Here is an 18671-nt window from a genome sequence, read left to right as displayed (position 1 = left end):
CGCAGTGAATCCACCGGGACCGCCAGCCAAGGACGCCAGCCAAGGAAACCCGCAATGACCACGCCAGCCAGCCTTGCAGCCATGCACCAGGCGGCATCGCTCAAGAAGCAGGTGATCGAGGCCCTGCGCACCGCCATCCTCGAAGGGCGCTTCCAGCCGGGCGACCGCTTGGTGGAGCGCGAGATCTGCGAGATGTTCCAGGTGAGCCGAACCCTGCTGCGGGAGGCCCTGAGCCAGCTCGCGGCAGAGGGCATCCTGCAGATCATCCCCCATCGCGGCCCCATCGTCGCCATCTATACTGCCGAGGACGCGCGCTCGATCTATGAGCTGCGTGCGACGCTGGAGGACATGGCGGGCCGCTGCTTCGCCGAGCGGGCCACGGAGGCCGAGCACAAGGCGCTGGAAAGCGCCTTCGCCGCCTTCAGGAAAGCCAGCCGGGGCAAGCCGGGCAGTGATCTCCTGCTGGTGAAGACCGCCTTCTACGCGGCGCTCACCGCCGGCGCCCACAATCCGATGCTGGAGGACATGCTGCGCATGATCCACTGGCGGGTCACCATGCTGCGCGCCCATACGCTCTCCCAGCCGGGCCGGCTGGCGAAGAGCCTCGCCGAGATCGGCGACATCATGGAGGCCATCGCCCGGCGCGATCCCGAGGCGGCCGGACAGGCCTGCCGCCGCCATGTGATGAACGCCGCCGCCATCGCCGATGCGGTGCTCACCGCCAAGGAGGCCGAGCGCGATCGGCCGGTTCGCAAGCGGGGCGCGAAGGAAACGTCCAGGGACAAGGGGACCGCCGCTCCGCCCACAGGCGAGCCGCGCCTCGCCCGAATGTAGTCCGCCTTCAGGCGCGGGGGCCGCGCCTCTTCTTCGAGAATACCCGCGCTCCCGCTTTGGCGGGGGATTGATGGCGCACGCCCAGCGTGGACCGCCGAGGAGCTTGCGTGATGTCCGATGCCACTGCCTTCAGCCCGCTCCCAGCAGAGACGGCCCCCGTCCTCCATCAGGTGCGCGCCGGTCGCCGTGGGGCTCCGCTGGTGGTGCTCATCCACGCCGTCGCGCTCGACCTGACCTATTGGGACCGGCAGTTCGGTGTGATCGCCGAACGCTTCGATGTGATCGCCTACGACCTCGCCGGCCACGGCTCGTCGCGGGCGCCCGGCCAGTCATTCGGGTTCACCGATGCGGCCGAGGATCTCGCCCGGGTCATCGAAGGGGCAGGGGCAGGGCCAGCCTGCGTTGTGGGGCTGTCCGTCGGCGGCATGATCGCCCAGACGCTGGCGCTCGCGCGCCCCGATCTCGTGTGCGCGCTGTGCCTCATGGATACGGTGAGCACCTTCGCCGAGGCGGGGCGCCAGGCCGTACGCGGGCGTGCCGCGCAGGTGCGAGCGGGCGGCATGGAGGCGATCGTCGCGCCGACGCTGGAACGCTGGTTCACGGCCGGCTTCGCCGAGCGGCGGCCCGATGTGCTCGACCGGGTCGCGAAGACCTTGCGCGCGGCCGATCCCGACGTTCACGCCGCCATGTGGGACATGATCTCGACTCTAGATGTGGCGCCGCGTCTCGGCGAGATCGCTAAGCCAACGCTGGTGATGGTGGGGGAGAAGGACCCGACGACACCCGTCGCGGCATCCGAAGTCATCGCGCGCGGCATCCCCTCCGCGCGGCTGGAGATCATCCCCGACGCCTCCCATATGGCGCCGCTGGAAGCTCCGGATGAGGTGAACCGGCGCCTTCTCGACTTCCTCAACGCTCTCTGACATCCCCGGCAGGAGGAGACGCTCGTGCCCATTGGTTTCATCGGCCTCGGCGCCATGGGCGCTCCGCTGGCGACGCGCCTCCTCGAAGCGGGCCGGGAACTGGTCATCCATACGCGCCGGCGGGAGGCTGCGGCGCCGTTCGAGGCGCTGGGCGCGCTCTGGGTGCCGACGCCCCGCGATGTCGCAGCGAGAACCCGCGAGATATTCACCATGCTGCCCGGTCCGGCCGAGGTGGAGGCGGTAGTGTTCGGCGCCGATGGCCTCGCGGAAGGGCTCTCGGTCGGCGCGACGCTCATCGACATGACCACCAGCGCGCCGTCGGCGGTGCGTGCCTTGGGCGAGCGCCTCACCGCCATGGGTGCCGACCTGCTGGATGCGCCTGTGAGCGGCGGGCCCAAGGGCGCACGCACCCGCCGGCTGGCCATCTGGGTGAGCGGCAGCGCGGGCGCGTTCGAGGCCAGCCGGCCGCTTCTCGACCTGCTCGGCGACCGGGTGATGTTCCTCGGCCCCCTCGGGGCTGCGACCACGGCGAAGCTGGTCCACAACAGCGCAAACTACGGCATCCAGATGGTTCTGGCGGAGGTCTTTACCATTGGCGTCAAGGCCGGTGTGGACCCCGCCACCCTGTTCGCTGCGATCCGGGAGGGATCGCTCGGGCGACAGAATGCGGTGGACCGTCTTGCCGACCAGTTCCTGCCGGCGGCGTTTGATGACGTGTCCTTCGCCCTAGACCTTGCGTTCAAGGACGTGTCGCTGGCCGCGGCGCTGGCGCAGGAGGTCGGCGTTCCCGCACGGTTCACCGAGATGACGCTGGCCGAGATGACGGAGGCCCGTAACCGCGGCTGGGGGCAAAGGGATTCCCGCGTCGCCATGCTGGTGCAGGAAGAGCGCTCCGGCGTCGCGATCAAGGTCGATCGCGCCACGCTGGACGGGATTCTGAACAGGGGAAAATAGAGGCGATTTCCAGCCGGATGGCCGGTGACGGAAAGTCAGCCGGAGGTGGTTGACATCCCTCACGTTGGCCATATTGTCATACAATAAGTCAGAGCAAGAAGGGGCGCCGAGCGTCCCTCAAGCGACGCCGCCAAGCAGATGTCGCATCGCCGGGAGGAAACAATGTCCATCGTCAGAAGCATGATCGCCGCCGGATGGATGGGCCTCGCCCTTCTGCCGGGCGCTGCCGGGGCCGCGGGCCTCGAGAAGCCGAAGATCTCGATCGCGGTCGGTGGCTCCATCAGCCAGATGAACAAGATCGCGTATTTCGTCGCACTGAATAAGAAATACTTCGAGGACGAAGGCCTTACGGTGGATTCCACCGCCTTCAGCTCTGGCACCGCGGCCCTCCAGGCCGTGGTCGCCGGCGGGGCCGATATCGGCGAAGGGGCTTACGAGCATATGCTGCGGCTGCAGGCGAAGGGACAGGACCTCACCTGCATCACCGTCTTCGGCCGCTATCCGGGCAATGTGCTCGCCGTCCGCGCGTCGAACGCGGGCAGCATCAAGGGCGTCAAGGATCTCAAGGGCAAGAAGATCGGCATCTCGGCGCCGGGCGCCTCCACCCAGAATTTCGTCGCCCAGTTGCTGGAGCGGGCCGGCGTCAACTGGAAGGATGCGAGCTTCATCTCCATCGGCACTGGTCCGAGCGCGGTTGCTGCCATCCGCACCGGCACCGAGCTTGACGCCATCGTGAATCTGGACCCCGCCATCACCTCGCTCACGGATGCGAAGGAAGTGGTGGTGCTGGTGGACAGCCGGAATGCGGAAGGCTCGCAGATCGCCTTCGGCGGTCCCTACCTCGCCGACTGTCTCTATGCGCGCACGGACTTCATCAAGGCCAATCCGAATACGTCGCAGGCCGTGTCCAATGCCCTGGTGCGCGCCATGCAGTGGCTGAAGACCGCAAGTATCGACGACATCATCGCCTCTGTGCCCGCCGAGTATTACAAGGCCGACGAGGCGCTCTACCGCAAATCGCTGGAGCAGAACCTGTCCGCTTTCCAGTGGGACGGCATCGTGACGCCCGAGGCGGCCAAGAACGTGCTTGCCACCATCTCGGTGATGGAGCCGGCGCTGAAGTCCGCCAGCCTCGACATCCCGCGCACCTACGACAACAGCCTCGTCGAACGTGCGCTGAAGAAATACGGCCCGGCTGCGAAGCACTGACGTGTCGCCAGGGGGCCGGTGCCGGCCCCTTGGTTCCAGCGCCCCCAGTTCCCGCGTCCTTAGGGAGACGTTTCATGACCCTCGGCCTTCAACCGGAAGCCGGCCCCGCCCGCATGCCTGCGCCCGTCGGTGATCTCTCCGCTCACGCCGGGCCGCCGCCGGCCCTTCTGTTCGACCACGTTTCGGTCCGCTTCGGCGCCTACACGGCGGTGAACGACGCGAGCCTTCAGGTGGGGGACGGCGAGTTCGTTTCCATCGTCGGGCCCACCGGCTGCGGCAAGTCCACCTTGCTGAATGTGGCAGCCGGCCTGCTCGAGCCCTCCGACGGCGACATCTGCGTCTATGGCCGGTCGCTGGAGGGCATCAATGCGGATGCCGGCTATCTCTTCCAGGCGGACGCACTGATGCCGTGGCGCACCGCGCTCTCCAACGTCATCACCGGCCTCGAATATGCGGGGACGGAGCGCAAGGCGGCTGAGAAGCTGGGCAATGAATGGCTTGCCCGCGTCGGGCTTTCCGGACATGGCGAGCGCTTTCCGCACGAAATGTCCGGCGGCATGCGCAAGCGCGTCGCGCTGGCGCAGACGCTCATTCGCGATCCCAAGATCGTGCTCATGGACGAGCCGTTCAGCGCCCTGGACGTGCAGACACGCGTGCTGATGGAGAACGAGCTGCTCCAGCTCTGGACCACCTATCGCAAGTCGGTGCTGTTCATCACCCATGACCTGGAAGAGGCCATCTCCCTGTCGGACCGGGTCATCATCCTGTCCGCCGGCCCCTCCACGCACCCCATCGCCGAGTTCCGCATCGACCTGCCGCGGCCGCGCGACGTCGCCGAGATCCGCATGACGCCGCGCTTCGTCGAACTCTACCACCAGATCTGGGACGCCATGAAGGAAGAGGTCCTGAAAGCCTATGAGCGAAATCAGCGCAAACTTGCGGACTGACGCCGTGATCGCCGATCCCAGCGCCCCCGGCCGCCCCGCCGCCCGCCCGCAACGGCGGCCCCGCCGGCGCCCGATGCCGGGCCCCATCGTGCTCACGGCGCTCCAGGCGGCCCTGTTCGCCGCCCTCATCATTGCCTGGTATGTGCTGGTGCGGGCCAAGGCCCTGCCGGTCTTCTTCTTCGGCGATCCGGTTCTGGTGTTCCAGCAGATCGTCAGCTGGTTCGTGACGGGCGAGATCTTCGTCCATCTCGCCACCACGCTGATCGAAACGCTCCTCGCCTTCCTGCTCGGCGTGGCGTCCGGCATCGGCATCGGCTTGTGGCTCGGCCTCTCGCCGCTCACGGCAGCCCTGTTCGATCCCTACATCAAGGCGCTCAACGCCATGCCGCGGGTCATCCTCGGCCCCATCTTCATCGTCTGGTTTGGCCTTGGCATCGGCTCCAAGGTGGCGCTAGGCGTGACGCTGGTGTTCTTCGTGGTCTTCTTCAACGTCTTCCAGGGCGTGCGGGAGGTGAACCCGGTCATTCTCGCCAATTCACGGATGCTGGGCGCGAACCGGCGCCAGCTCCTCACCACGGTCTATATCCCCTCGGCGCTGAGCTGGGTGTTCTCCAGCCTGCACATGTCCGTGGGCATGGCCTTCGTCGGCGCGGTGGTGGGCGAATATCTCGGCTCGGCCCGGGGTGTCGGCTACCTGATCCTCCAGGCGGAGGCGACCTTCGACGTGAATGCCGTGTTCGCCGGCATCATCGTGCTCACCGTCTTCGCGCTGGTGCTCGACCTTGCGGTGACCCTTGTCGAGAAGCGCCTCATCGTCGGCAAGCCGAAATCCTGACCCCGAGCCTGCCCCTTCACGCCACGCATCTTCATCCAGGAACAGTCAGATGACCGAAACGACCGAAGCCGCCAGCCTGCTGCACAAGGGCATGGAGATCCGCAAGGCGGTGCTGGGCGCCGCCCATGTGGAGCGCTCCATGGCCAATGTGGACGAGTTCGCCCGCCCGCTGCAGGAACTGGTCACCGAATATTGCTGGGGCGCGATCTGGGGCCGGCCGGGCCTGGAACGCAGGACGCGGAGCATGCTCAACATCGTCATGCTGTCGGCGCTGAACCGTCCACACGAACTGAAGCTTCACGTCAAGGGGGCGCTGACCAACGGCGTCACCCGCGACGAAATCCGCGAGGTGGTGCTGCAGATCGCCATCTATTGCGGCGTGCCGGTGGCGCTGGAGACCTCGCGTATCGCGCAGGAGGTGTTCCGCGAAGTGGATGCCGCCCCGGCCGGCTAAGGGGCGTCGCCGCAAGCGCTATTCCGGTGGGGAGGAGCCGACAGGCGCCGCCTTCCCGCCGGGGCGGTGCAGCAGGGTCAGCGACAGATAGGCGCCCACCCACGAGCCCGTGGCGGCAAAGACCACATAGACCCAGTTCTCCGTGTAGCTGATGACGGCGAACGAGGAGAGCATGTACCAGACGCTGGACCAGTTGGCCGCCGAGAGGCGCCGCCGCGCGACCACGGCCGAGGTGAAGGCCACATAGCAGGCGTCGGTGGCCGCCGTGGCGATGAAGACCCCGAGCGCAATGAGGGGATCGAGGGCGGAGAAGGCGCCGAGGATATGCTGCATGGGCGGCCCGTGATGGCAGGGGTGTCCGGGCCACCATCATGGCGTAGCTTGAAGGCCAGTGACAGCGGCGCAAGCCTGGCTCACGCCGACCAGATGCCGCTGCTTGAAACCTGCCGCACATAGTTGACGAGGTAGTCCGTGAATACGCGGATCTTCGCCGGCAGCCGCTCCCTGTTCTGGTAGGCGATGTTCATGGTCAGCATAGGCAATTGCCAGTCCTGCATCACCGCCACGAGCCGCCCGGAGGCGAGGTCCTCCTGCACGATGTAGAGCGGCTGGATGAGGATGCCGAGACCCGAGATCGCCGCCTGCCGGATCACCTGCCCGTCGTTGCAGTCGAGCGCGCCGGTGATGCGCACGGTACGCTCCGCGTCGCCCTTGGTGAGGCGCAGGGAGAAGGGATCCTGCGCGAGGTTGTAGACCAGCATGTCGTGGCGCGTGAGGTCGGCCGGTTCGCGCGGGCGGCCGTGCTCCTCCAGATAGGCGGGTGAAGCGGCCAGCACCCGCCGCATGCGCCCGAGGCGGCGCACGATGATGTTGGTGTCCGGCTCGTGCAGGCGGGTGCGAATGGCCACGTCGATGCCGGCCTCGATGAAGTCAAGATAGCGGTTCGCCACCGCGATATGCACGTTGAGCTTGGGATAGAGCTTGCGAAACTCCGGCAGCATGGGCGCAAGATAGATGGTGGCGAAGGAGAGCGAGCTCGTCACCCTGAGCAGGCCCTGCGGGGCGAGGGTGTGCTCGTTCACCGCCTCTTCCGCCTCCGCCAGCTCCGTGAGGAGCGTGCCGCTGCGCTGGTAGAATTCCTGTCCCGCCTCGGTCAGCCACAGGCGGCGGGTGTTGCGCTCCACGAGGCGCGCGGCGAGGCGCTCCTCCAGCGCGGCGAGATGCCGGCTCGCCGCCGCGTTGGACATGCCCAGCGCCTCCGCCGCGCGCGAGAGGCTGCGCAGCTCTGCGGTCTTCACGAACACCTCGATCTGGGTCAGGCGATCCATATTTCCATTTCGCGCAAAAGACCGTTCCGGAAAATCCCGTTTATTTCCGCTGCGCGCAAGTCAAAACTCACATCCAACGAAAGACCAATAGGTCGAGGAAACGCCAATGATGGGACCCATCCGCCACATCGTGATGTGGCGCGTGAGCGGAGAGACGCGCGAGGAGCGCGCCGCCGCCCGCCAGAAGGTCAAGGCTGCGTTCGAGGGCCTGCGCGGCCGCGTCGCCGGCATGACCCGCGTCGAGATCGGCCTCGACATCTCCGATGTTGATTATGCCTGCGACGTGGTGCTGGTGTCCGAATTCGCCACCGCCGCCGATCTCGCCGCCTACGCCTCCCATCCCGAGCATCTGCGGGTTCGGCAGGAACTGGCGGATCTGCGCATCGCCCGCTTCCAGGTGGATTATGTGGCCGAGGATGCCGCCTTCGGCGCCATCGAGGCCCGTGCGCCCGCCGCCGCTTCCGTGGCGCGGCCGCGCGGCGCGCTTCTCGCCGGCGAGTGAGCCCCAAGGCGCGCCTGTGCGCGTCCCAGACGGATCTGAACCATGATCAAGACCTTCACCTACGAGGCCCTGCCCATCCGCGTCCGCTTCGGCCGCGGCACCGTCGCCGAGGTCGGCACCGAGGTGGCGCGGCTCGGCGCGCGGCGGGCGCTGGTGCTCACCACACCGCAGCAGGCGGGCGAGGGCGAGCGCATCGGCAAGCTCATCGGTGAAGCCTGCGCGGGTGTCTTTCCCGGCGCCACAATGCACACGCCGGTGGAGGTGACGGACAAGGCCCTCGCCGCTCTGAAAGACGCCGGCGCCGATTGCGTCGTGGCGCTGGGTGGTGGCTCCACTACGGGCCTCGGCAAGGCGCTGGCCCTGCGCACCGGGCTGCCGCAGCTCGTCATCCCCACCACCTATGCCGGCTCGGAGATGACGCCCATCCTCGGCGAGACGCAGGAGGGCCGCAAGACCACCATCCGCTCGCTGGACGTGCTGCCGGAAGCTGTCATCTACGACGTAGACCTCACGCTCACCCTGCCGCCCGGCCTCTCCGCCACCTCCGGCGTCAACGCCATCGCCCATGCGGTGGAGGCGCTCTATGCGCGGGATCGCAATCCGGTGATCTCGCTGATGGCGGAGGACGGCATTCGCACGCTCTCCTCCGCGCTGCCCATCCTCATCCACGAGCCGGCGAATATCGAGGCCCGCACCATGGCGCTCTACGGCGCTTGGCTGTGCGGTTGCTGCCTCGGCGCGGTGGGCATGGCGCTGCATCACAAGCTCTGCCACACGCTCGGCGGCACCTTCAACCTGCCGCACGCGGAGACGCATACCATCGTTCTCCCCCACGCGGTGGCCTACAACGCCCCGGCCGCGCCGGAGGCCATGGCCGCCATCACCCGCGCGCTGGGTGCGCCGGATGCGGCGCAGGGGCTGTTCGATCTGGTGCGGGCGCTGGGCGTGCCGCGCGCGCTGTCCGAGATCGGCATGCCGGCGGACGGCATCGAGACCGCCGCCGATCTTGCCGTGGAAAACCCCTACTGGAACCCGCGTCCGGTGACCCGCGACGGCATCCGCGACCTCATCGCCCGCGCCTATTCCGGCGAGCGGCCGGTGGCGGCGGTGCCGGCGGAGGAGGCGGCCTAATGGGCGCGCGCACCCTCATCTCCGGCGCCACCATCCTCTCGATGGAGCCCGCTGTCGGCGACCTGCCGAAGGGCGACATCCTGATCGAGGACGGCCGCATCGCCGCCATCGCTCCCGCCATCGAGGGGGCAGATGCGGAGCGGGTGGACGGGGCAGGGCGCATCTGCGTGCCCGGCTTCGTCAACGCCCATATGCACACCTGGCAGACGGGGCTCCGAAGCCTCGCCGCCGACTGGACGCTGCTGGAATATTTCCGCTGGGTGCATGCGGGGCTTGCCACCCGGTTCCGGCCCGAGGACATCGGCATCGCGACGCTGGTGGGCGCGCTCGGGCAGATCGATGCCGGCACCACCACGCTGGTGGACTGGTGCCACAACAACCCGACGCCGGACCACACCGACGCGGCGGTGGAGGCGCTCCAAGAAAGCGGCATCCGCGCCGCCTTCTTCCACGGCTCCCCCAAGCCGGACCCGAAGCCCGGCGAGCCGCATTTCTCCGAGGTGCCGCACCCGCGCGCCGAGATCGAGCGCCTCATGCGCGGCCCGTTCGCCCGCACGGACGGCCTGCTGACGCTGGGCCTCGCCATCCTCGGCCCGCATTATTCCACGCTGGAGGTCGCCCGCGCCGACTTCCGCCTCGCCCGCGAATTCGGCCTCGTCGCCTCCATGCATCAGGGTGGCGGCGCGGCGAAGACGCCGGGCGGCTGGGAGACGCTGATCGCCGAGGGGCTGGTGGGGCCGGGCATCAACGTCGTCCACGGCAACGATCTCTCCGACGAACTGTTCTCCCGCCTCGTGGAGCTCGGCGCCTCCTTCTCGGTGACGCCGGAAAACGAGATGACGCAGGGCCACGGCTTCCCCGTCACCGGCCGCCTGCTGACGCGCGGCGCGGCGCCCTCCCTTGGGGTGGACCTCGAAAGCGTGCTGGCCGGCGACATGATGGGCGTCGCGCGCATCGCGCTTGGCATGCAGCGGGTGCTGGACAATACCGACAGCCGCCGCGAGACCGGCGCGATTCCCTCCACCTCCACGGTGCGGGTGCGGCAGGCGCTGGAATGGATCACCATCGAGGGCGCGCGGATGCTGGGGCTTGATGCCCGCATCGGCTCCCTCGCGCCCGGCAAGCAGGCCGATCTCGTGCTCATCGACGCCCGCGCGCTGCACCTCCAGCCGGTGCATGATCCCGTCGCCACGGTGGTGATGCAGGCCGGGCGTGGCGACGTGGAGGCGGTGATGATCGCCGGCCGTTTCATGAAGAAGAACAGGACGCTGCTCGCCACCGGCCTCAACGAGAAGCTCGCCCGGCTCACCGCCTCGGGCGCGCGCATCGTCGATGAGCTGGGCCTCGGCAAGAAGGCGGCGTGAGGAGAGGATGATGGCTGATACTTTGACCCTCGGCTGGATCGGGCTCGGCAAGATGGGCCTGCCCATCTCCACCCGCCTCGCCGGCGCGGGCCGCGACATCGCTGGCTTCGACCGCGATCAGGAGCGCATCGCCGAGGCCGCCGCCGGCGGCGTCACCCCTGCCGCGACACTTCAGGATGCGGCCGGCCGCGACATCGTCTTCACCTCACTGCCGGACGACAAGGCACTCAGGGCTGTCGCGCTGGAGGGGCCGCTGCTCTCCGCCATGCGCAAGGGCGCGATCCTGGTCGAGACCTCCACCGTCAGCCCCGGCATCTCCGCCGAGCTGGGCGCCGCCGCCGAGCGTGCGGGCATCCACTATCTGCGCGCGCCGGTCTCCGGCAACGCCGCCATCGCCCACACCGGCAATCTCACCTGCTTCGTCTCCGGCCCGCGCGCGGCGTTCGACACGTTCGAGCCGGTGGCCAAGGATTTCACCCGCGCCCAGAAGTATCTCGGCACTCAGGAAGAGGCGCGCTACGCCAAGCTCTCCGTGAACCTCATGATCGCGGTCTCGGCGGCCATGATGGGCGAGAGCATCGTGCTCGCCCGCAAGGGGAACCTTGCCTGGCAGGACATCCTCGACGTGCTCACCAACAGCGCGGTGGGCTCGCCCATGGTGCACTACAAGGCCAAGAGCCTTGAGACGCGCGACTTCAATTCCACTTTCTCCTGCCGGCAGATGGCCAAGGACCTCGACCTCATCGTCGGGGCCGGTCACGCCGCCGAGATGGCCATGCCCCTAGCCACGCTCACGCGGGAGATTTACGGCGCCCTCATTGGGCGTGGAGAGGGCGAGGCCGACTTCATTGCCCCGGTCCGCCTCGCCGAATGGCTCGCTGGCCTTGGCGAGCCGGATCTCGACAAGAACGACGGGAGGCTCGCATGAGGAACTTCGACCAGTTTTCCATCACCGAGGCGGTGCTGGAGCGCGTCGCCAACGCGCCTGATGCCCGTGTCCGCGAGATCAGCGAGGCGCTCGTGCGCCACCTGCACAATTTCATCCGCGAGGTGCGCCCCACCCAGGCGGAATGGGAGAAGGGCATCGCCTTCCTCACCGACACCGGCCACATGTGCACCGGCACGCGGCAGGAATTCATCCTGCTGTCCGACACGCTTGGCGTCTCCATGCTGGTGGATGCCATCAACCACGACCACCAGACGGCGGTCACCGAGAGCACCGTGCTCGGCCCCTTCTATGTGGAGGGCCCGCCGGAAGTGGCGAACGGCACCGACATTTCCGGGCATCTCGAAGGAGAGCCCATGTTCGTCTCCGGCTCGGTCGCGACCCTCGATGGTGCGCCGCTGGTGAACGCCATCGTCGATGTCTGGCATTCGGACGTGGACGGCTATTACGACGTGCAGCACGAGGAGAACGGCCTCGTGGCCCGCGCCCGCCTGCGCACGGACGATCAGGGCCGCTTCTCCTTCTGGTCCATCAAGCCCGCCGCGTATCCCATTCCGCACGACGGGCCGGTGGGCAAGATGCTGGAGGCGCAGGGGCGCCATCCCTGGCGGCCGGCCCATGTGCATTTCATGATCGAGGCGCCCGGCCACGAGAAGCTCGTGACCCACGTGTTCGTGGCCGGAGACCAATATCTCGACAGCGACTCGGTGTTCGGCGTGAAGGATTCGCTCATCCGCGAGTTCACCGCCCATGCACCTGGCACCGCGCCGGACGGCCGGGTGATGGACGCGCCGTGGTGCCAGCTGACCTACGATTTCAAGCTCAACCCTGTCTCCGCCGCGGCTTCGCAGGCGGCGTAACGGGACGGACGCGCAGCAAGCCCGGCCAACGGGACGCGCGAAGGGAGGAACGCATGTCTGCCCATATGCCCATCGCGGCGCATCCCATGGATGGCCTGCTGGCGCGCCTCGCCGGGATCGTCGGTGATCGGGCCACCCGCGCGCCCGGCGTGCTCGCCGACCATGGCCGCAGCGAGGCCTACCACGCGGCGACCCCGCCGGACCTGGTGGTTTATCCGGAGAGCACGGCCGAGGTGCAGGCCATCGTGCGCCTGTGCCGAGAGGCGAAGGTGCCGGTGGTCGCCTTCGGCGCGGGCACCTCGCTGGAGGGCAATGCGGCGGCGCTCCATGGCGGCGTCTGCCTCGACATGGGGCGGATGAACCAGGTGCTGAAGGTGAATGCGGAGGACATGGACGTCACCGTCCAGCCCGGCATCACCCGCAAGCAGCTCAACGCGCAACTGCGCGACACCGGCCTGTTCTTCCCCATCGATCCTGGCGCCGATGCTTCCATCGGCGGCATGACCTCCACCCGCGCGTCGGGCACCATGGCGGTGCGCTACGGCACCATGAAGGACAATGTGCTGGCGCTGGAAGTGGTGCTGGCCGACGGCCGCGTGATCCGCACCGCGCAGCGGGCGCGCAAGTCCGCCGCTGGCTATGATCTCACGCGCCTGTTCGTGGGCGCCGAAGGCACTCTTGGCGTCATCACGCAGGTCACGCTGAAGCTGCATCCCCAGCCAGAGGCCATCTCCTCCGCCGTCTGCGCCTTCCCGGATCTCAAGTCCGCCGTGGACACGGCCATCGCCGTCATCCAGTCCGGCGTGCCGGTGGCGCGGGTGGAACTGCTCGACGCGGTGATGATGCGCGGCATGAATTTGCACGCCAAGCTCGGCCTGCCCGAGGTGCCGCACCTGTTCTTCGAGTTCCACGGCTCAAAAGCCTATGTGGCCGAGCAGGCCGAGACGACCGAGGCGCTGGCCGCCGAGTTCGGTGGCCAGGGGTTCCAGTGGGCGACCACTCCGGAGGAGCGGAGCCGCCTCTGGCACGCCCGCGACAACACGCTTTACGCCGGCCTCGCGCTGCGCCCCGGCGCGAAGGCGATGATCACCGACGTGTGCGTGCCGATCTCCCGCCTCGCCGAATGCCTCGTGGAGACGGCGGCGGATATCGCGCAGACCGGCCTCACCGCCCCGGTGGTGGGCCATGTGGGCGACGGTAATTTCCACCTTCTGGTGCTGATCGATCCTTCCAGCGCCGAGGAGCTGGCCCGCGCCAAAGCCTTCTGCGACCGCCTGGCCCGCCGCGCCATCGCGCTGGAAGGCACCTGCACCGGCGAGCACGGCATCGGCGTCGGCAAGATGCACTTCCTGCCCCTCGAACTGGGCGACGCGGTGGATGTGATGCGCCTCGTTAAGGGCGCCCTCGATCCGGATGGCATCCTCAATCCCGGCAAAATCTTCCGGCCCCGCGACACACAGCAAGGAGACGCACCATGAGGGCGGTCATGGCAACGACGCCTCGCCTGGAACTGGCCGCGCCCCCGGCCGTCCCTGCGATCCCCATTCTGGAACTGAAGGGCATCTCCAAGACCTTTCCGGGCGTGAAGGCGCTGGACGACGTGTCGTTCGCCGTGTGGCCCGGCGAGGTGCACATGCTCCTCGGGGAGAACGGCGCCGGAAAATCCTCGCTCATGAAGGTGCTGTGCGGCGCCTATCAGGCGGATGCGGGCGAATACTTTCACAATGGCGAGAAGGTCGAGATCCGCTCCCCCGCCGATGCGCGGCGCTTCGGCATCGCGGTCATCTTCCAGGAATTCTCCCTCGTCCCCTATCTGGATGTGGCGCAGAACATCTTCCTCGGCCGCGAATTTCCCTCGCGCATTCCCGGCCTCATGGACCGGCGCCGCCTCTATCGCGAGGCGCAGAAGGTGCTGGACCTGATTGGCCTCGATGTGGACCCGCGCACCAAGGTGCACCAGCTCGGCGTCGCCCAGCAGCAGATGGTGGAGATCGGCAAGGCGCTGTCGCAGGATGCCCGCATCCTCGTCATGGACGAGCCGACCGCCGCGCTCTCGGACCGCGAGACCGAGCGCCTGTTCGAGGTGATGCGCCAGCTGCAGGCGAAGGGCGTCGCCCTCGTCTACATCTCCCACCGCATGGCCGAGGTGTTCGCCCTCGGCGACCGCATCACCGTGCTGCGCGACGGCAAGCTGGTGGGCCGCGCGCTGCCCGGCGAGACCTCGCCGGACGAGCTGGTGCGGATGATGGTCGGCCGCAACGTGGACATGTCCTATCCCCGCCGCTTCGCCACCGAATCGGGCGAGGTGGTGCTGGAGACGAAGGGCCTGTCCTCCACCAATGGCATCCGCGACATCGACCTGAAGGTGCGGGCGGGCGAGATCGTGGGCCTGTGCGGCCTCGTCGGCTCCGGCCGCACGGAGGTGGCCCGCGCCATCTTCGGCGCCGATCCGGTGACGGCGGGCGAGGTGCGCATCTTCGGCAAGCCGCGCACCGGCGGTCCGGATGCCGCTGCCTTCGCCGGCGTCGGCCTCATTCCGGAGAGCCGCAAGGCGGAGGGGCTCGCCCTCATCCGCACGGTCAGCGACAACCTCGCCGTGGCGGGCCTGCCGAAGCTGTTTCCGAGCAACATGTTCTCCCCGCGCAAGGCGCGCCGCTCGGCGCAGGAACTGATCCAGCGCCTGCGCATCGCCACCCCTTCGCCGAACCAGAGCGTCGCCGTTCTCTCCGGCGGCAACCAGCAGAAGGTGGTGATCGGCAAGTGGCTCGCCGCCGGCACGCGCCTGTTCATCTTCGACGAGCCCACGCGCGGCATCGATGTGGGTGCCAAATCCGAGATCTTCGCCCTCATCGACCAACTGGTCGCCGAAGGGGCGGCGGTGCTCATGATTTCCTCCGAGCAGGCGGAGATCGTCCATGTCTGCGACCGCGCCTACGTCATGCGCGGCAAGCGCATCGTCGGCGAGCTTGGCCGCGCCGACCTCTCCGAAGAGAACATCGTCCGAATGGGGATGCACGATGAGTGATCACGCCCTTTCCTCTTCCACCCCCGCGCGGGCGCGCATTCCGGCCGTACCCGGCGTCGCCGTGGCACTCGTCGGCCTCGGCGTGCTGTTCGCGGTGGCGAGCCCCGGCTTCCTCACCGCCGGCAACATCTCCAACATCCTGGTGCAGTCGGTGATCCTGCTGCTCCTGGCGCTGCCCATGACGCTCATCATCATGACGGAGGGGCTGGACCTCTCCATGGGCGCGGTGCTCACCCTCGCCTCGCTGGTGCTGGCGCTGATCGTGGTGGCGACCCAGTCGCTGCTGCTCGGGCTCGCCGGAGCGCTGGGTGTGGGCCTCGCCTTCGGCCTCGCCAACGGCTGGCTGGTGTCGGTGCTGGGCATCCCGCCCTTCGTGGCGACGCTGGGCACGCTCGGCGCGGCGCAGGGGCTCGCGCTCATCGTGTCCGACGGGCAGAGCGTGGTGGGCATCCCGCGCTTTGTGCGTCAGGTCTATTCCGGCGAGGTGGCGGGCATTCCGAACCCCATCCTCATCGGCGCGGGCTTCTACGCTCTCTTCCACGTGCTGCTCTATCACACCCGCTTCGGCACCTACATCTGCGCGCTGGGCGGCAATCGCGAGGCGCTGACGCTGGCGGGGGTGAAGTGGCGGCGGCTGCTCATCTCCGTCTACATGCTCGGCGGGGCGATGGCCGGCGTCGCGGCCCTGCTGATGACGGCGCGCATGAATGCCGGCCATCCCACCGCCGCCATCGGCATGGAGTTCGACGCCATCGCCGCCGTGGCGCTCGGCGGCACCTCCTTCGAGCGGGGCAACGGCTGGATCTTTGGCACCCTCATGGGCGTGCTCACCGTCGGCGTGCTGCGCAACGGGCTGAACCTCATGGCCGTGCCCTCCTCGGTGCAGGTGGCCTGCATCGGCGTCCTCGTCATCTTCGCCCTCTTCCTCGATGGCATGCGGAGCAAGAAGTCATGAGCCTCGCTGGCGACATCTCCGCGGGCACGCCCCGCATCCATCTGTCGAAGGACATGCAGCAGCTTCTCTACCGGCTGCTGGCGGCGGGCCTCCTGTGCGTGGCGCTGAGCGTCGCGACGGATGCCTTCTTCACCACAAACAACATCCTCAACGTGCTGCGACAGGCGAGCCTGCTGTTCTTCCTGGCCTCGGGGCTGACGCTGGTGATCCTCACCGGCGGCCTCGACCTCTCGGTGGGCGCGAACATCGGGCTCTCCGCCTGCCTCGCCGCCACCGTCATCAAGGCCACCGGCTCGCCGGTGCTGGGGACGCTCACGGGCCTCGCCAGCGGCTGCGTCATCGGCATCTGCAACGGGCTGATGGTGGCGAAGCTGCGCATCCCCTCCTTCATCGCCACCTATGGCATGCTGTGGGTGCTGCACGGCCTGACCTATTACTACATGGCCGGCGAGACCATCCACGGCTTCCCGCCCGGCTTCCGGCAGATCGGCTCGGGCTATTTCCTCGGGATTCCGATCCCGGTCTATCTGATGATCGGCTTCCTCGTCGCCGGCGCCGTCTTCGCCCAGCGCACCGTGTGGGGGCAACAGATTTACGCCATCGGCGCGAACCCGGTGGCGGCGCGGCTCTCGGGCATCCCCGTCGATCGCCGCCTGATCCTCGTCTATGCCTTCTCCGGCGCTATGGCGGGCGTCGCCTCCATCGTCTTCCTCGCCCGGCTGAACTCGGCCGAGGGCGACATCGGCGAGGCGATGACGCTGCCGGCCATCGCGGCGGTGCTCATCGGCGGTGCCTCGCTCTTCGGCGGGGTGGGCAGCGTGTTCGGCACCTTCGTCGGTGCGCTCATCCTGACGCTGGTGCTGAACGGCATGAACCTGCTCGCGGTCAACGCAAGCTGGCAGCCTCTGGTGACGGGCGTGATCGTCGTCTTCGCGGTGTGGCTCGATATGATCGGCCGCAAGCGGTCCTGAAGCGTAATTGAAGTAACAAGCCCAAATATCAAGAATCGGAGGAAGACCCCATGAAGAAGCTCAAGCTCATCGCCGCTGCGCTGCCGGTGGCGCTCCTGTCCACCGGCGCGCTCGCCGCGGACGAGACCATCGCCGTTTTCACCAAGAACCAGACCAACCCCTACTTCCAGACCGTGCGTGTCGGCGCCGAGGCGGCGGCGAAGTCCATGGGCGCCAAGGTGGTGCACTACATTCCCACCAAGCCGGACTCGATCCCCGAGCAGCTCAGCCAGATTGAGGACGTGATCGTCAAGAAGCCGTCCGCCATCGTCTTCGTGCCGGTGGACTACAAGGCCATGGTGCCGGGCGTGGAGCAGATCAACGACGCGAAGATTCCGGTGGTGAACGTCACCGACCGCTCGGCCGGCGGCAAGTTCCTCGCCTTCGTCGGCGCCGACGACTACAGCCTCGGCCTGGAAACCGGCCGCTATCTGCTCAAGGAGATGGGCGGCAAGGGCAATGTGGTGATCCTGGAGGGCGTGAAGGGCTCGCTCACCAACATCGACCGGGTGCGCGGCTTCAATGACGCCATCAAGGAAAACAAGGACGTGAAGCTGCTCGCCAGCCAACCGGCCAACTACCAGCGCCTGCAGGGCCTGCAGGTGATGGAGAACCTCATGCAGTCGCATCCGCAGATCGACGGCGTGCTGGCCGCCAACGACGCCATGGCCATCGGCGCCATCGAGGCGCTGGACGGTGCCAACCGCAAGGCCAAGGTCATCGGCATCAACGGCACCAAGGAAGCGATCGACGCCATCAAGGCCGGCAAGCTGCTCGCCTCGGGCGATTACAACGGCTTCGTGCAGGGCTGCATCGGTACCATGGTGGCCATCCGCGCGCTGCGCAACGAGGCCATCGTGAACGAGGTGGTGCTGAAGCCCACCGTGGTCAACGCCTCCAACTACCAGCCCTACGACGTGCCGCTGGAAGCCCGCGCCTGCCCGAGCTGGGCGGACGCCGCCGCCATGGCCACCAAGGCACCCACCAAGACGAACTGATTTCGATTCACTGACGCCGGTCTGCATAGCCGGCGTGCTATCAACCCGACGGGGCGACACCGGCTTATGCCGCGTGCCGCCCCGATCGCGAAGGAGCCCCTCTGATGCTGTTCGCCATCCACGGCGTCGACCGCCCCGGCGCGCTCGACACCCGCCTCGCCCATTATGAGGCGCACAAGGCCTTCCTGTCCGACACCTCCGCGTTCGGGGTGCAGATCGTCATGTCCGGCCCGCTGGTGGCGGATGATGGAACCACGATGATCGGCAGCCTCTTCCTCATCGAGGCGCCGGACCGCGCCGCCGCCGAGGCTTTCAACGCCGCCGACCCCTTCAAGAAGGCGGACATCTGGGAGCGCGTGACCATCACCGGCTTCCTCCGTCGGCAGGGCTGAATAC

The 18671-nt window shown here is 67.9% G+C and carries 19 protein-coding genes and 1 pseudogene; 18 read left to right on the top strand and 2 right to left on the bottom strand.

Features of this window, described 5'->3' with window-relative positions; genetic code table 11:
- Nucleotides 1–54 precede the first annotated feature (54 nt).
- From ACT54R_RS05560 to ACT54R_RS05530, 7 genes are all read left to right on the top strand, one after another.
- Nucleotides 55–834 carry a GntR family transcriptional regulator gene (locus ACT54R_RS05560; RefSeq protein ID WP_476324370.1) on the top strand — a complete coding sequence of 260 codons (780 nt, stop codon included), beginning with the start codon at nt 55–57 and terminating at the stop codon, nt 832–834.
- A 110-nt stretch (nt 835–944) separates the two neighbouring features.
- The gene (locus ACT54R_RS05555) at nt 945–1757 is read left to right on the top strand and encodes an alpha/beta fold hydrolase (protein WP_476324368.1); all 813 of its coding nucleotides are present in this window, start codon (nt 945–947) and stop codon (nt 1755–1757) included.
- 24 nt (nt 1758–1781) lie between these two features.
- Entirely contained in the window at nt 1782–2711 is a 930-nt protein-coding gene (locus tag ACT54R_RS05550) for an NAD(P)-dependent oxidoreductase (RefSeq protein WP_476324366.1), read from the top strand.
- A gap of 162 nt (nt 2712–2873) precedes the next feature.
- Nucleotides 2874–3920 carry an ABC transporter substrate-binding protein gene (locus tag ACT54R_RS05545; protein ID WP_476324364.1) on the top strand — a complete coding sequence of 349 codons (1047 nt, stop codon included), beginning with the start codon at nt 2874–2876 and terminating at the stop codon, nt 3918–3920.
- Between the two features lie 113 nt (nt 3921–4033).
- Nucleotides 4034–4867, top strand: coding sequence for an ABC transporter ATP-binding protein (locus ACT54R_RS05540; RefSeq protein WP_476326401.1), 834 nt, complete (start codon nt 4034–4036; stop codon nt 4865–4867).
- A 73-nt stretch (nt 4868–4940) separates the two neighbouring features.
- A complete protein-coding gene (locus ACT54R_RS05535) occupies nt 4941–5702 on the top strand; it encodes an ABC transporter permease (protein WP_168459574.1) in 762 nt (253 codons plus the stop codon).
- A 49-nt stretch (nt 5703–5751) separates the two neighbouring features.
- Nucleotides 5752–6156, top strand: a complete 405-nt coding sequence (locus ACT54R_RS05530; protein ID WP_476324362.1) for a carboxymuconolactone decarboxylase family protein — start codon at nt 5752–5754, stop codon at nt 6154–6156.
- An 18-nt stretch (nt 6157–6174) separates the two neighbouring features.
- On the opposite strand, the gene ACT54R_RS05525 is transcribed toward ACT54R_RS05530, so the two are convergent.
- Nucleotides 6175–6489, bottom strand: a complete 315-nt coding sequence (locus tag ACT54R_RS05525) for a hypothetical protein (RefSeq protein WP_168459576.1) — start codon at nt 6487–6489, stop codon at nt 6175–6177.
- Between the two features lie 80 nt (nt 6490–6569).
- Nucleotides 6570–7484, bottom strand: coding sequence for a LysR family transcriptional regulator (locus ACT54R_RS05520; RefSeq protein WP_476324360.1), 915 nt, complete (start codon nt 7482–7484; stop codon nt 6570–6572).
- 106 nt (nt 7485–7590) lie between these two features.
- Between ACT54R_RS05520 and ACT54R_RS05515 the strand changes: the two are divergent.
- From ACT54R_RS05515 to ACT54R_RS05465, 11 genes and pseudogenes are all read left to right on the top strand, one after another.
- Nucleotides 7591–7890: pseudogene (locus ACT54R_RS05515) on the top strand (Dabb family protein); the annotation flags it as partial.
- Between the two features lie 138 nt (nt 7891–8028).
- The gene (locus ACT54R_RS05510; protein WP_476324358.1) at nt 8029–9117 is read left to right on the top strand and encodes a maleylacetate reductase; all 1089 of its coding nucleotides are present in this window, start codon (nt 8029–8031) and stop codon (nt 9115–9117) included.
- On the top strand, nt 9117–10481 hold the full coding sequence (locus tag ACT54R_RS05505) for an amidohydrolase family protein (protein ID WP_476324356.1): 1365 nt from the start codon (nt 9117–9119) through the stop codon (nt 10479–10481). The genes ACT54R_RS05510 and ACT54R_RS05505 overlap by 1 nt, the downstream gene beginning before the upstream one ends.
- A 10-nt stretch (nt 10482–10491) precedes the next feature.
- On the top strand, nt 10492–11409 hold the full coding sequence (locus ACT54R_RS05500; RefSeq protein ID WP_394113294.1) for an NAD(P)-dependent oxidoreductase: 918 nt from the start codon (nt 10492–10494) through the stop codon (nt 11407–11409).
- Nucleotides 11406–12287, top strand: coding sequence for an intradiol ring-cleavage dioxygenase (locus tag ACT54R_RS05495; RefSeq protein WP_476324354.1), 882 nt, complete (start codon nt 11406–11408; stop codon nt 12285–12287). The genes ACT54R_RS05500 and ACT54R_RS05495 overlap by 4 nt, the downstream gene beginning before the upstream one ends.
- Nucleotides 12288–12340: 53 nt before the next feature.
- Nucleotides 12341–13765 carry an FAD-binding oxidoreductase gene (locus tag ACT54R_RS05490; RefSeq protein ID WP_476324352.1) on the top strand — a complete coding sequence of 475 codons (1425 nt, stop codon included), beginning with the start codon at nt 12341–12343 and terminating at the stop codon, nt 13763–13765.
- An 8-nt stretch (nt 13766–13773) separates the two neighbouring features.
- Nucleotides 13774–15312, top strand: coding sequence for a sugar ABC transporter ATP-binding protein (locus ACT54R_RS05485; protein WP_476324350.1), 1539 nt, complete (start codon nt 13774–13776; stop codon nt 15310–15312).
- Entirely contained in the window at nt 15305–16267 is a 963-nt protein-coding gene (locus ACT54R_RS05480; protein ID WP_476324348.1) for an ABC transporter permease, read from the top strand. The genes ACT54R_RS05485 and ACT54R_RS05480 overlap by 8 nt, the downstream gene beginning before the upstream one ends.
- Complete coding sequence (locus ACT54R_RS05475; RefSeq protein WP_476324346.1) at nt 16264–17238, top strand: ABC transporter permease; 975 nt, start codon at nt 16264–16266, stop codon at nt 17236–17238. The genes ACT54R_RS05480 and ACT54R_RS05475 overlap by 4 nt, the downstream gene beginning before the upstream one ends.
- A 50-nt stretch (nt 17239–17288) precedes the next feature.
- Nucleotides 17289–18275: a sugar ABC transporter substrate-binding protein gene (locus ACT54R_RS05470; RefSeq protein WP_476324344.1), complete on the top strand. Its 987-nt coding sequence runs from the start codon at nt 17289–17291 to the stop codon at nt 18273–18275.
- A 104-nt stretch (nt 18276–18379) separates the two neighbouring features.
- Complete coding sequence (locus ACT54R_RS05465; protein ID WP_476324342.1) at nt 18380–18667, top strand: YciI family protein; 288 nt, start codon at nt 18380–18382, stop codon at nt 18665–18667.
- Nucleotides 18668–18671: the final 4 nt, after the last annotated feature.

This window comes from Xanthobacter sp. DMC47, assembly GCF_056313845.1.
This window is presented reverse-complemented; position numbering and strand designations above follow the sequence as displayed.